This is a genomic window from Bartonella sp. AA83SXKL (assembly GCF_042196965.1).
Taxonomy (GTDB): domain Bacteria; phylum Pseudomonadota; class Alphaproteobacteria; order Rhizobiales; family Rhizobiaceae; genus Bartonella.
Map to the genome: position 1 here is coordinate 1 of NZ_JBHIRG010000202.1, position 302 is coordinate 302.

The 302-nt window shown below is 44.7% G+C and carries 1 pseudogene; it reads right to left on the minus strand.

From position 1 onward, the window contains the following. A pseudogene (locus ACFINO_RS10615) lies at positions 1–302 on the minus strand (3-phosphoshikimate 1-carboxyvinyltransferase); the annotation flags it as partial.

The window sequence follows — 302 nt, forward strand, 5'->3', positions numbered from 1 at the left end:
AAGAATACGTGCCATTGGGCGTTTGGAAAGAGAGGCATCACCAATAAAGGTCGTTTTCATATGGTAAGGTCCAACCATTCCCATAACCAGGCGTGCACCTGTTCCCGCATTTCCGAAATCTAAAGGTTTTTGTGCGGCTAACAAGCAGCCATTTCCGGTTCCTCGAATAATCCAGAGATCATCTTTTTTAATAATACAGGCGCCCAGAGCTTGCATGGCAGCAGCTGTATTGAAAACATCGTCGCTTTCAAGTATTCCATGGATATGTGTTTCACCACTTGCTAATCCTCCCAATATAAGGG